General features: G+C 71.7%; 10 protein-coding genes. 4 read left to right on the forward strand and 6 right to left on the reverse strand.

Features of this window, described 5'->3' with window-relative positions:
* Positions 1-183 precede the first annotated feature (183 nt).
* On the forward strand, positions 184-1422 hold the full coding sequence (locus tag PV341_RS38865; RefSeq protein WP_500328699.1) for a hypothetical protein: 1239 nt from the start codon (positions 184-186) through the stop codon (positions 1420-1422).
* 17 nt (positions 1423-1439) lie between these two features.
* On the opposite strand, the gene PV341_RS38870 is transcribed toward PV341_RS38865, so the two are convergent.
* The 3 genes from PV341_RS38870 to PV341_RS38880 are packed head-to-tail and all read right to left on the reverse strand — an operon-like array spanning position 1440 to position 4315.
* Positions 1440-2636, reverse strand: a complete 1197-nt coding sequence (locus tag PV341_RS38870; protein ID WP_500360268.1) for a dipeptidase — start codon at positions 2634-2636, stop codon at positions 1440-1442.
* A 3-nt stretch (positions 2637-2639) separates the two neighbouring features.
* The gene (gene purE, locus PV341_RS38875; RefSeq protein WP_361797940.1) at positions 2640-3143 is read right to left on the reverse strand and encodes a 5-(carboxyamino)imidazole ribonucleotide mutase; all 504 of its coding nucleotides are present in this window, start codon (positions 3141-3143) and stop codon (positions 2640-2642) included.
* 32 nt (positions 3144-3175) lie between these two features.
* Positions 3176-4315, reverse strand: a complete 1140-nt coding sequence (locus PV341_RS38880) for a 5-(carboxyamino)imidazole ribonucleotide synthase (RefSeq protein WP_500328635.1) — start codon at positions 4313-4315, stop codon at positions 3176-3178.
* Between the two features lie 163 nt (positions 4316-4478).
* Here PV341_RS38880 and PV341_RS38885 point away from each other — a divergent pair, with 163 nt between their 5' ends.
* Complete coding sequence (locus PV341_RS38885) at positions 4479-4976, forward strand: GtrA family protein (protein WP_500328698.1); 498 nt, start codon at positions 4479-4481, stop codon at positions 4974-4976.
* Between the two features lie 7 nt (positions 4977-4983).
* Here the strand turns inward: PV341_RS38885 and PV341_RS38890 are convergent, their stop codons facing one another.
* Together PV341_RS38890 and PV341_RS38895 are read right to left on the reverse strand one after the other, a co-directional pair.
* Positions 4984-6252, reverse strand: a complete 1269-nt coding sequence (locus PV341_RS38890) for a sensor histidine kinase (protein WP_500328634.1) — start codon at positions 6250-6252, stop codon at positions 4984-4986.
* Between the two features lie 37 nt (positions 6253-6289).
* Complete coding sequence (locus PV341_RS38895) at positions 6290-6964, reverse strand: response regulator transcription factor (protein ID WP_018559726.1); 675 nt, start codon at positions 6962-6964, stop codon at positions 6290-6292.
* Between the two features lie 340 nt (positions 6965-7304).
* Between PV341_RS38895 and PV341_RS38900 the strand changes: the two genes are divergently transcribed.
* Positions 7305-8807, forward strand: a complete 1503-nt coding sequence (locus PV341_RS38900) for a peptide MFS transporter (protein ID WP_500328633.1) — start codon at positions 7305-7307, stop codon at positions 8805-8807.
* A gap of 516 nt (positions 8808-9323) precedes the next feature.
* On the opposite strand, the gene PV341_RS38905 is transcribed toward PV341_RS38900, so the two are convergent.
* Positions 9324-10667 (reverse strand): UDP-glucose dehydrogenase family protein, encoded by a 1344-nt coding sequence (locus tag PV341_RS38905; RefSeq protein WP_500328632.1) that lies wholly within the window; start codon positions 10665-10667, stop codon positions 9324-9326.
* Positions 10668-10847: 180 nt separating this feature from the next.
* Between PV341_RS38905 and PV341_RS38910 the strand changes: the two genes are divergently transcribed.
* Entirely contained in the window at positions 10848-11915 is a 1068-nt protein-coding gene (locus tag PV341_RS38910; protein ID WP_500360269.1) for an LCP family protein, read from the forward strand.
* Positions 11916-12088 lie beyond the last annotated feature (173 nt).

The following is a 12088-nucleotide window of genomic DNA, read 5'->3' on the forward strand; positions in this document are numbered from 1 at the left end:
CCCGCCCCCCGGCCCGCCGGCCGGCCCGGCGCCCACCCTGCCGTGGTTCAGCCACGACCACCAGCCGCAGCACCGCACCGCTGAGGCCACCTCATGGACGGACGGCACCGCCCACCGCCACGAAAGGAACCACACGTGACCCACCGACGATCCCGGGCCGCCACCGCCGTCGGCCTCGCCCTGATGCTCAGCGGTGCGGGCGTCCTCGCCGCGGCCCTCCCAGCCGCTGCCGCCGAAGTGGCGTACGCCACCGAGTGCACCCCGCCCGCGGCGTCCGGCCTGCCCAAGGTCAACGGGACCACCAAGGCGGACATCAGCGCGCCCGCCACGGCCGCGGTGGGCGACGAGATCGAGGTGGTCTGGAAGTTCACCCAGGCCGCCTCCAAGAACCCGGACCTCATCGACCTCCCCGCGAACAGCGTCAAGCCGTCCGGTGAGATCACCGTCGCCGGCGCCCAGAGCGGCGGCCTGGCCGTCGAGGGACCGCGCGAGAACCCGGCGATCCCCAAGAACAGCGAAATGAAGCTCTCCGACATGAAGGGCACGCTGAAGCTCACCGCACCCGGCGACGTGACGCTCACCCCCGGCGGTTACGCCATCAACGCCTTCTCCACGGACACCACGTGCGTGCCCACCGGCACCGTCCCGGTCGCCGCGACGATCAAGGTGACGGCGGACGGCGGCGGCACCGGCACGCCGACGACCACCCCGACCACGACCCCCACCACCACGCCGAGCACCACCCCCACGACGAGGCCGAGCACCACGCCCAGCGGCACCGCCACCGGCGGAACCTCCCACACCGGCAAGGAGGTCGACGTCTCCTACGCCTGCAAGACCCCGATCGGCGACAAGAGCGCGGTCTCGCCCGTGCGGATCGACGCCGAGGAGAAGGGCGGCGCCTACGACCTCACCGTCCGCTTCGGCGAGTCCGTGATGGACAGCCCCGCCGACATACCCGCCGACTCCGTCAAACCCTCCATGAAGGTCGAGGTCGGCGGCGTGGACCAGGGCGAGGTCGCCGTCGAGGGCCCCACCAACAAGGACCCCATCAAGGCGGGCGACCCCATCGAGATCCCCGACCTCACCGGCAGGTACACACCCGCCCACGACGGGCAGGCCACCCTCACCCCGGGCGTGCTGACCGTCGAGGCCCTCGGCACCACCACGACCTGCACCCCCACCAAGGACCCCGGAGTCTCCCTGACCCTGGACGTCACCGGCCAGGAGGGCGGCATCACCGGCGGTTCCGGCGGGTCGTCCGGCACGTCGGGCGGCACGACCGGCACCTCCGGCGGCCTCGCCGACACCGGTTCCTCCGACCGGGCCGCCCTGCACGCCCTCGCCCTCGTCGCGGGGACCGTGCTCCTCCTCGGCGGCGCGGTCTTCACCTTCACCCCGTGGAGCCGCCTGCGGCGCTGACCCGGGGGGCGCACCGGCTACCGCGCGGTGGGGCCGTCCAGCTCCTCGATCGAGGCGTTGGACGGCCCGCGCTCGCCCCGCAGACCCTCCGCCACCGACCCGGCGTCGCGCAGCACCCGGACCGCGTTGCGCCACGCCAGCTTCGCGAGGTCGTCCTCGGACCAGCCGCGGCGCAGGAGTTCGGCGAACAGCCGCGGGTAGCCCGAGACGTCGCCGAGGCCCTCGGGGAGGTGGGCGACGCCGTCGTAGTCGCCGCCGAGGCCGAGGTGGTCGACGCCGGCGACCTCGCGCATGTGGTCGAGGTGGTCGGCGACGGTGCCGATGTCCGCGACCGGCCGGGGATGGTCGGCCGCGTAGGCCTCCTGGACGGCCTGGGCCTCGGCGGACTGGTCGAGCGGGTGCAGGCCGTGGGCCTTCATGTTCTCGTTCGCGCCGACGATCCACTCGGCTGCCGCCGGCAGGATGAACTGCGGCACGAAGGTGGCCATCGCGACACCGCCGTTGCGGGGCAGCTGCTCCAGGACGTCGTCCGGGACGTTGCGGACGTGGTCGCAGACGGCGCGCGAGGAGGAGTGCGAGAAGAGCACCGGGGCCTGGCTGACCCGCAGCGCCGCCCGCATGGTGCCGGGGGAGACGTGGGAGAGGTCGACGAGCATGCCGAGGCGGTTCATCTCGCGGACGACCTCCTCGCCGAAGGCGGTCAGGCCGCCGTGCCGCGCCTCGTCCGTGGCAGAGTCGGCCCAGTCGATGGTGTCGTTGTGGGTGAGCGTCATGTAGCGCACGCCCAGCGTGTACAGCATCCGCAGCACACCCAGAGAGTTGGCGATGCTGTGCCCGCCCTCGGCGCCCATCAGGGAGGCGATGCGGCCCTCGGCGCGGGCGGCCTCCATCTCGTCCGCGGTCACCGCGAGGCGCAGGGCGTCCGGGTGACGGCCGACCAGGCGCAGCACGCAGTCGATCTGCTCCAGCACGGCGACGACCGCGTCGCCCCCGGTGAGGTCGCTGCGGACGTACACCGACCAGAACTGCGCCCCGACGCCGCCCGCCCGCAGCCGGGGGATGTCGGTGTGCAGGTGGGCGGACTGGTCACCGGCGATGTCCCGCCGGTCGAGGTCGTAGCGGACCTGCTCGCGCAACCGCCACGGGAGGTCGTTGTGGCCGTCCACCACGGGGTGGGCGGTGAGCAGCTCCTGTGCGTGTGCGAGCAGGTCCATGGACTACTTCTTCCCTCCGAAACCGAACCCGGCCGACCCCTCCACCTTGGCACGCAGGCGCTTGCCCTTCTCGGTGGCCTGCTGGTTCAGCTCGTCCTGGAAGTGCCGCATGCGCTCCAGCAGTTCGGCGTCGTGTGCGGCGAGCATGCGCACCGCCAGCAGGCCCGCGTTGCGCGCGCCGGCCACCGAGACCGTGGCGACCGGGACACCGGCGGGCATCTGCACGATGGACAGCAGCGAGTCCATGCCGTCCAGGTACTTCAGCGGTACGGGCACGCCGATCACCGGCAGCGGCGTCACCGACGCCAGCATCCCGGGCAGGTGCGCCGCGCCGCCGGCGCCCGCGATGATCGCCTTGAGGCCGCGCTCGGCGGCCTGCTCGCCGTACGCGACCATCTCGCGCGGCATGCGGTGCGCGGAGACGACGTCGACCTCGTACGGCACCTCGAACTCGTCCAGCGCCTGCGCGGCGGCCTCCATGACCGGCCAGTCGGAGTCGGAACCCATCACGATGCCGACCAGCGGCCCAGCGGGATTGCTCACTCTTGGATCGTCCCTCGCAGGTAGTCGGCGGCGTGCCGGGCGCGTTCGCGCACCTCGGCCAGGTCGTCGCCGTAGGTGTTGACATGGCCCACCTTGCGGCCGGGCTTCACGTCCTTGCCGTACATGTGGATCTTCAACTGCGGGTCCCGGGCCATGCAGTGCAGGTACGCCGCGTACATGTCGGGGTAGTCGCCGCCGAGCACGTTGGCCATCACCGTCCACGGCTGGCGCGGGCGCGGATCGCCCAGCGGCAGGTCCAGCACCGCGCGCAGGTGGTTGGCGAACTGCGAGGTTATGGCGCCGTCCTGGGTCCAGTGGCCGCTGTTGTGCGGGCGCATGGCCAGCTCGTTGACGAGGATCCGGCCGTCCCGGGTCTCGAAGAGCTCGACCGCCAGGTGCCCGACGACACCGAGTTCCTTGGCGATGGTCAGCGCGAGCCGCTGGGCCTCCACCGACCGCGCCTCCGGCAGCTCGGGCGCCGGCGCGATCACCGTGTCGCACACGCCGTCGACCTGGATGGACTCCACCACCGGGTAGGCGACCGCCTGCCCGTGCGGGGAGCGCACGACGTTGGCCGCCAGCTCCCGCACGAAGTCGACCTTCTCCTCGGCCAGCACCGGCACGCCCGCCCGGAACGGCTCGGCGGCACCGGCCTCGTCGCGGACGACCCACACGCCCTTGCCGTCGTAGCCGCCGCGCACCGTCTTGAGCACGACGGGGTATCCCTCGCCCTCCTCGGCGAAGCGCGTCACGTCCGCGGGGCCGGAGACGATGCGGTGCCGCGGGCACGGCACGCCGATCGAGTCGAGCTTCGCGCGCATCACGCCCTTGTCCTGGGCGTGCACCAGCGCGTCGGGCCCGGGGCGGACGGCGATGCCGTCGGCCTCCAGCGCCCGCAGGTGCTCGGTGGGGACGTGCTCGTGGTCGAAGGTGATCACGTCGCAGCCGGCGGCGAACGCGCGCAACGTGTCGAGGTCGCGGTAGTCGCCCACCACGACTTCCCCGGCGACCAGGGCCGCGGAGTCCACGGGCGTGTCGCTGAGGAGCTTGAACCTGATGCCGAGGGGGATGCCCGCCTCGTGGGTCATACGGGCGAGCTGGCCGCCGCCGATCATGCCGACTACCGGGAATGTCACAGTCACCAGGATATCGGGGCACGAATGTCGCACCGACCGCCGTCCCGCGGGGGCCCCGGATAGCATGAAGGTCACTGACCAGACACAGACGGGGCCGAACGATCACATGGACGGTGCGACCGGGTCCAGCACCCGCGCAGGACTGCGGAACGGGCTGACCGCGATGACCCGCGAGATCGCCAAGTTCGGGGCGGTCGGCGGGGCGGGGGTCCTGGTCAACATCGGGGTCTTCAACTTCGTCCGGCACGTCACCGACCTCCAGGTCGTACGGGCCAGCATCATCGCGACCGTCGTCGCGATCGTCTTCAATTACGTGGGCTTCCGCTACTTCACCTACCGTGACCGCGACAAGTCGGGCCGTACCCGCGAGCTGACCCTCTTCCTGGCGTTCAGCGCGGTGGGCCTGGTGATCGAGAACGGGGTGCTCTACACGGCGACCTACGCCTTCGGCTGGGACAGCCCGCTGCAGAGCAACGTCTTCAAGTTCATCGGCATCGGCGTGGCGACCCTGTTCCGCTTCTGGTCCTACCGCTCCTGGGTGTTCAAGGCGCTGCCCGTCCGCGAGACGGTGCAGCAGGCAGAATCGTTCCTGGTCGCTAAGGGCACCGAGACCCCCGGCGCCAGGACCGGAACCCACGGCGCCCGGTCCTCCGCGCGCTGAAGGCCGGCTAGCGCTTCTCCGTGCCCCTCCCGCGGGTGGCCCGGTCCTCCCCTGCCAGGAAGAGCGCGAAGACCGGAGGACGCTGCTGCAGCAGCTCCAGCCGGCCTCCGTCGGCCTCGGCCAGGTCGCGCGCGACTGCGAGGCCGATGCCGGTGGAGTTGCGGCCGCTGACCGTGCGCTCGAAGACCCGGGCCCCCAGCTCCGGCGGCACGCCCTGCCCCTCGTCCGTGACCTCGACCACGACCTGCGTCCCGGTGACCCGGGTGGAGATCGCGACCGTGCCGGAGCCGTGCATCAGCCCGTTCTCGATCAGCGTCGCCAGCACCTGGGCCACCGCCCCGGGGGTGCCGACCGCGCGCAGCCGCTTCTTGCCCGCGGAGGTGATGGCCCGGCCCGCGCTGCGGTACGCCGGGCGCCACTCCTCCACCTGCTGCTTGATCACGTCGTCGATGTCGAAGACGACCGCCGAGCCGGTCCGCGGGTCCCGCGCGTTGGTGAGCAGCCGCTGCACGACGTCCGTGAGCCGTTCCACCTGACCGAGTGCGATCGTCGCCTCCTCCTTGACGGCGTCCTCGTCCTCGGCCGTGGCGATGATCTCCTCCAGCCGCATCGACAGCGCCGTCAACGGCGTCCGCAGCTGGTGGGAGGCGTCGGCCGCCAGGCGCCGCTCGGCGGTCAGCATCCGGGCGATCCGCTCGGCGCTGCGGTCCAGCACGTCGGCGACCCGGTCCAGCTCCGGCACCCCGTAGCGCCGGTGGCGCGGTCTCGGGTCGCCCGAGCCCAGGCGCTCCGCGGTCTCCGCCAGGTCGGTCAGCGGGCTGCCGAGCCGGCGCGCCTGGCGCACCGCGAGCACGACGGCGGCCAGCACCGCCAGCAGCGCCACCGCCAGGATGATCAGCAGGGTGCGGCCGATCTCCTGGCTGACCTTGCTGCGGGACTCCTCGACGGTGACGATCTCGCCCTGCTCGCCGGTCTGCCGGGAGGAGATCACCTGGCCCGTGGGCCTGGTGCCGATGGTGATCGGGTCCGCCCCGGGGATCTGCACCAGCGCGTACCGCCCGGGAGCGATCTGCTGGGCCAGCACCTCGCGGCTGATCCGCTCCTCGCCGATCATCCTGCTCTCGACGATGCCGACCAGCCGGACCGCCTCCGAGTCCACGCTCTCCTTGGCGCTGTTCTCGATCGTCCGGGCCTCCACCAGGACGAGGGAGACACCGAAGACGGCGATGACGACGAGCACCACGGCGAGCGTGGACTGGATGAGACGGCGGCGCATGAGTGAAGCGTCTCAGACCGTGAGGGCCCCGGGCGTGCTAGTTCTTCTCGAACCGGAAGCCGACACCGCGCACCGTGGAGATGTAGCGGGGGGCCGCCGCGTCGTCGCCGAGCTTCTTGCGCAGCCACGAGATGTGCATGTCCAGGGTCTTGGTGGAGGACCACCACGTGGTGTCCCAGACCTCGCGCATCAGCTGCTCCCGGGTGACCACCCGGCCGGCGTCGCGCACCAGCACCCGTAGGAGGTCGAACTCCTTCGCGGTGAGCTGCAGTTCCTCGTCGCCCATCCACGCGCGGTGCGACTCGACGTCGATCCGCACGCCCTGGGTGGAGGGATGCTGGGCCTCGGCGGTGCCGCGCCGCAGCAGCGCCCGCACCCGGGCCAGCAGCTCGGCCAGCCGGAAGGGCTTGGTCACGTAGTCGTCGGCGCCGGCGTCCAGGCCGACCACCGTGTCCACTTCGTCGGCGCGGGCGGTGAGCACCAGCACCGGGAAGCCATGGCCTTCGGTGCGCAGCCTCCTGCACACCTCCAGCCCGTCCATTCCGGGCAGCCCCAGGTCGAGCACCAGAAGATCGAAGGAGCCGAGCAGGGCGGCTTCGAGCGCCGCGGGTCCGTCCTCGCGCACCTCGACCTCGTACCCTTCGCGGCGCAGCGCGCGTGCGAGCGGTTCCGAGATGGATGCGTCGTCCTCGGCGAGCAGTACGCGGGTCATGGGCTGATGGTAGTCCGCCCGGAGAAACCGCACGCCGGGCGGGCCGTCACTGTTGTGAGGTACATCTCAAGTCATCCCATATAGCACATCTCGCGCTGCCATAAGGTAACGAAAGGCCCGAAACAGCCCATGGGACCTCTGGCGCGCCCCACGCGTCGAAGGACCCTTCTGCGACGGGACCGGTCCCCACCAGTATTTCAGTCAACGACCTGTAGGCCGGGGCCGCGCCTGTGAAGGCGTCGGCCGTGGATCCCGGTGCGCCCCCGCGCCCCGGTGCCGGTCACCCCCCACCCGGGCGCGCACCGCTCTCGCAGCGCGTCCCGAGAAGCAAGGAAAGTCCATGGCGTCCAGCCTGACTGAGGGCCTTGCCGCGCCGAACTCCGGATTCAGCGGCAGGAACTTCCTCGGCCACCCCCGCGGCCTGGTCACTCTCTTCCTGACCGAGACGTGGGAGCGTTTCAGCTACTACGGCATGAGGGCGCTGCTCGTCCTCTACCTGACGGCCTCGGTCGCGGACGGCGGCCTCGGCATGAAGGCCGCCACCGCCTTTGCCATCTACAGCGTCTACACCGCCACGGTGTACCTGCTGGCGATGCCGGGCGGCTGGTTCGCCGACCGCCTGTGGGGCCCGCGCCGTACGGTCGCCATCGGCGGCGCGATCATCATGATCGGCCACTTCCTGCTGGCCGTGCCGGTGAAGGCCTCCTTCTTCGTCGGCCTGGTCTTCATCGCCGTGGGCTCCGGCCTGCTGAAGTCGAACATCTCGACGATGGTCGGCCAGCTCTACCCGGACCGCAACGACCCGCGCCGCGACGGCGGCTTCACGATCTTCTACATCGGCATCAACCTCGGCGCCTTCCTCGCCCCGCTGGTCATCGGCACCGTCGGCCAGCAGGTCAACTGGCACCTGGGCTTCGCCCTCGCCGGTGTCGGCATGGCGCTCGGCCTCGCCCAGTTCCTCATCGGCACCAAGCACCTCGCGCCGGTCTCCAGCGTGGTCCCCACGCCGCTGGACGTCGCCGAGCGCGCCGGCCTGATGAAGAAGGCGCTGCTGTGGCTGGTCGCCGCCGTCGTCTTCTACGGCGTGGTCACTTTCACCGGCCACTTCACGATCAACTGGGTGCTGTGGCCCCTCTCCCTGCTGGGCCTGGCCGTGCCGAGCTTCTACTTCTGGCGCATCCGACGCGACCAGGAGCTCACCTCGGACGAGAAGACCAAGGTCACCGGCTACATCTGGTTCTTCATCGTGGCCGCCCTGTTCTGGATGATCTACGACCAGTCGGGTTCCACGCTGACGGTCTTCGCCTCCGAGCACACCGCGTCCACGCTGTGGGGCTTCGACTTCCCCGAGAGCTGGTTCCAGTCGCTGAACCCGCTGTTCGTGATGGCCCTGGCCCCGGTCTTTGCCGCGCTGTGGATACAGCTGCGCCGGAAGAACCCGAGCACGACCGTGAAGTTCGCCCTCGGTCTCATCGGCATCGGCGCCTCCTTCGTCGTGATGATGCTGGCGCAGGCCGCCGCCTCGGGCGACGCCAAGGTCACCCCGCTGTGGCTGGCCGTGGTCTACCTGATCCAGACCACCGCCGAGCTGTGCCTGTCCCCGGTGGGCCTGTCGGTCACCACCAAGCTGGCCCCGGCCAAGTACGCCAGCCAGATGATGGGCCTGTGGTTCCTCGCCGTGACGGCGGGCGACTGCGTGGCGGCCATCCTCCAGCTGGTCATCGGCGACGGCTTCCTGTCGGAGACCTCCTTCGCGGTCCAGGGCTTCGTGGCGCTCGCCGCGGGCGCGGCCTTCATCGCGTACCGCAAGCGCGTCATCCGGCTCATGGGCGACGTCCACTGACGTCTGTGCCCGCGCACGCGCCGAGGGCCCGGAGCGGCATGCTCCGGGCCCTCGGCGCCTCTATGTGCGGCGCCGCGGTTGTTGCTGTTGCGGTTTCTCCCCCACCCGCCCGCCCGATTGCCCGGCGCGGTTGGTGCGGGCCTGCGCACCGTGTGCCTGGCGTCGGTGCCGCGCCGGGGCACCTCCTCGGCGCTCGCGGCGCTGCCTCACGTCATTCGGCGCCGCGTGCTCCGCTCGTCTCCCCCCGGCCGAAGGCTGGGGGAGACGAGCGGCGGACCCGGCGCCGAATACTGCAGGGCCAAACCGCGAGCGCTGTGGGGGTCCCCCCGGCCGAAGGCTGGGGGAGTGCGCCGGCGCGGCCCCGACCCCAACCCAACAGTGCGCAGGCCCGCACTGACCGCGCCGGGCCATCGGGCGGGCGGCGGGAAAACCGCCCGCCGCAGGCGCAAACAACCCGCACACGACAACGGGCCGCAAGGGGCACCCCGGGCCGGAACCACACCGCACCCCGGAGGGCTACGCGTGGGGGCGGCCCATCGCCCGGAACGTCCAGCCCGCCGCACGCCACACCGCCGGCTCCAGTGCGTTCCGCCCGTCGATGACGTGCCGGTGCCGGGCCACCGCCCCGAGCACCGCCGGGTCGAGCTCGCGGAACTCCCGCCACTCCGTGAGGTGCAGTACGACGTCGGCCCCGCGGACCGCCTCCAGCGCCGTCGCGGCGTACCCGAGCGTCGGGAAGAGCCGCCGCGCGTTGTCCATGGCCTTGGGGTCGTACACGGTGACCTGGCCGCCCTGGAGGTGGATCTGCCCGGCGACGTTGAGCGCGGGGGAGTCCCGCACGTCGTCGGAGTCGGGCTTGAAGGCCGCGCCGAGCACCGCGATGCGCTTGCCGAGGAAGCCGCTGCCGCCGCAGGCCTCGCGGGCGAGCTCGACCATGTGGCTGCGGCGGCGCATGTTGATGGAGTCGACCTCGCGCAGGAAGGTCAGCGCCTGGTCGGCGCCGAGCTCACCGGCGCGGGCCATGAAGGCGCGGATGTCCTTGGGCAGGCAGCCGCCGCCGAAGCCGATGCCGGCGCGCAGGAACTTGTCGCCGATCCGCTCGTCGTGGCCGATGGCCTCGGCGAGCTTCACCACGTCGCCGCCGGCCGCCTCGCTGACCTCGGCCATGGCGTTGATGAAGGAGATCTTGGTGGCGAGGAAGGCGTTGGCCGCCGTCTTGACCAGTTCCGCGGTCGGGTAGTCGGCGACGACGAAGGGGGTGCCCTCGCCGACGGGGGCCGCGTAGACCTCGCGCAGCAGCTTCTCGGCGTGCCCGGAGGCGACGCCGACCACGATCCGGTCCGGGTGGAGGGTGTCCTGGACCGCGAAGCCCTCGCGCAGGAACTCGGGGTTCCACGCCAGTTCCGCCCCGTCCCCTGCGGGGGCGAGCTCGGCCAGGCGGGCCGCCAGCCGTGCCGCGCTGCCGACCGGGACGGTCGACTTGCCGACGACCAGTGCGGGCCGCTGCAGGTGCGGGGCGAGCAGCTCGAAGGCGCTGTCGACGTAGCTCATGTCGCAGGCGTACTCGCCCTGCTTCTGCGGGGTGTTCACGCAGACGAAGTGGATGTCGCCGAAGGCGGCGACCTCCTCCCAGGAGGTGGTGAAGCGCAGCCGCCCGCTGGAGTCCGGCAGGCCGGCGACGTGGCGGCGCAGCAGTTCCTCCAGGCCCGGTTCGTACATGGGCACGCGGCCCGCCGCGAGGGTCTCGATCTTGGCGGGGTCGATGTCCAGGCCCAGCACTTCGAAGCCCAGCTCGGCCATCGCCGCGGCGTGCGTGGCGCCGAGGTAGCCGGTGCCGATCACGGTGAGCTTGAGCGCCATGCGGACGGTCCCTCCCAGGTCGTGGCCTGATTGCGAGGTTGAGCATAGCCCCGGGCGGTGACCGGGCTTTCCCCGGCGCGTGCACCGAAGGGGGCCGGGGCATGGGCATGGCACCGTCCCAGGCGCCACAATGCCCCCTACGCACGCGTGGGGAGCGGGTGCACAGGGTGGGGGTGGATCATGACGACGACGGATCCGGTGGGCCACGAGGAGACGGCGGTCCCGGAAACGGAGCGGGAAGCGGCGCCGGGGAGGACGGCGGAGCCGGCCCGCAGGAGGCGCAGTCGCACCCGGAGGGTGCTGCTGGGCGCGCTGGTCCTGCTGGCCGCGGGGGTGCTGGGGGTGGCCGGGACGCTGTGGTGGACGGTGGACCACTACACCGGCAAGGTGGCCCGCATTCCCAACGTGTTCCCGACGAAGGTGCCCGAGAGCGAGCAGCCGCAGGCCGCCAAGGGCGGTGAAACTTTCCTCCTCGTCGGTGTGGACACCCGCTCCGAGCTGCCGACCACCGGCCGGGACGCCAAGGCCCCGGAGTGGAAGCGCGGTGCCCAGCGCAGCGACACGATGATGCTGGTGCACCTGCCGGCCGACCGCGAGCACGCGTACGTGGTCTCGCTGCCCCGCGACAGCTGGGTCCCGATCCCGGGGAACGGCAAGGCCAAGCTGAACGCCGCCTTCTCCTGGGGTGGCCCGCCGCTGCTGATCGACACCGTGCAGCGGCTCACCGACGTGAAGGTCGACCACCTCGCCGTCATCGACTGGAGCGGCTTCAAGACCCTCACCGACGACATCGGCGGCGTGGACCTGGACGGGAAGCACATGAACGGCGAGGAGGCCCTCGCGTACGTCCGCTGGCGCTACGACCTGCCGCGCGGTGACCTGGACCGCACCCACCGCCAGCAGGCCTTCCTGCGCGCGGTGATCGCCAAGACGCTGACCAAGGACTCCATGAGCAACCCGCTGAAGGCGAAGGAGCTGCTGGACCGGGTCACCGGTGTGGTCAGCGTCGACGACCGGCTCTCCGACGGGGACCTGCGCGACCTGATGTGGAGCATGCGCGGGGTGCGCGAGGGCGACATGGTCTTCATGAACGCCCCGGTCGGCGGGCTCGACATGATCAAGGGCCAGTCGGTGGTGCTGCTCGACGAGAGCGGCACCACGCGGCTGTGGGAGGCCATGCGCAACGACACCATGGCCGAGTACGTGGCGAACCACTCCCTCGACCGCCTGGGCTCCTCCACCCCGTGAGCCCCGCGGGCGAGCGGGAAGAACGGAGGGGCCGGCCGGGCGCGGTGTGCGCGCCCGGCCGGCCCCTCGGCCGTCCCACGGGGTCAGGAGTCGGGCGTGACCGTGACCTTGTCGTCGTTCTTCAGCTCCGAGACGAGCTGCTTGACCTTCGGCATGTCCCACTTGAGGGCGCT

Source organism: Streptomyces sp. PA03-1a (assembly GCF_033792805.1).
GTDB lineage: Bacteria > Actinomycetota > Actinomycetes > Streptomycetales > Streptomycetaceae > Actinacidiphila.